Source organism: Serratia sp. CY84636 (assembly GCF_052166245.1).
In the GTDB taxonomy this organism is placed as follows: Bacteria; Pseudomonadota; Gammaproteobacteria; order Enterobacterales; family Enterobacteriaceae; genus Serratia; species Serratia nevei.
The window spans coordinates 1-946 of record NZ_JBJNOX010000037.1 but is presented as its reverse complement, the minus strand read 5'-3'; the positions used below and the strand labels follow the sequence as shown (position 1 = coordinate 946).

1 rRNA gene is annotated in these 946 nt (G+C 53.7%); it reads right to left on the bottom strand.

What is annotated here, in order from left to right:
• Positions 1 to 946, bottom strand: a 23S ribosomal RNA gene (locus tag ACJ8QI_RS25465); the annotation flags it as partial.

The window sequence follows — 946 nt, the reverse complement described above, 5'->3', positions numbered from 1 at the left end:
AAGGCCCAGGGAAGACTCATCTTGAGGCAAGTTTCGCGCTTAGATGCTTTCAGCGCTTATCTTTTCCGCACTTAGCTACCGGGCAATGCCATTGGCATGACAACCCGAACACCAGTGGTGCGTTCACTCCGGTCCTCTCGTACTAGGAGCAACCCCTCTCAATCTTCCAACGCCCACGGCAGATAGGGACCGAACTGTCTCACGACGTTCTAAACCCAGCTCGCGTACCACTTTAAATGGCGAACAGCCATACCCTTGGGACCTACTTCAGCCCCAGGATGTGATGAGCCGACATCGAGGTGCCAAACACCGCCGTCGATATGAACTCTTGGGCGGTATCAGCCTGTTATCCCCGGAGTACCTTTTATCCGTTGAGCGATGGCCCTTCCATTCAGAACCACCGGATCACTAAGACCTACTTTCGTACCTGCTCGAGCCGTCACTCTCGCAGTCAAGCTAGCTTATGCCTTTGCACTAACCTCACGATGTCCGACCGTGATTAGCTAACCTTCGTGCTCCTCCGTTACTCTTTGGGAGGAGACCGCCCCAGTCAAACTACCCACCAGACACTGTCCTCACCCCGGATCACGGGGCCGAGTTAGAACATCAAACATTAAAGGGTGGTATTTCAAGGATGGCTCCACGCAGACTGGCGTCCACGCTTCAAAGCCTCCCACCTATCCTACACATCAAGGCTCAATGTTCAGTGTCAAGCTATAGTAAAGGTTCACGGGGTCTTTCCGTCTTGCCGCGGGTACACTGCATCTTCACAGCGAGTTCAATTTCACTGAGTCTCGGGTGGAGACAGCCTGGCCATCATTACGCCATTCGTGCAGGTCGGAACTTACCCGACAAGGAATTTCGCTACCTTAGGACCGTTATAGTTACGGCCGCCGTTTACTGGGGCTTCGATCAAGAGCTTCGCCTTGCGGCTGACCCCATCAAT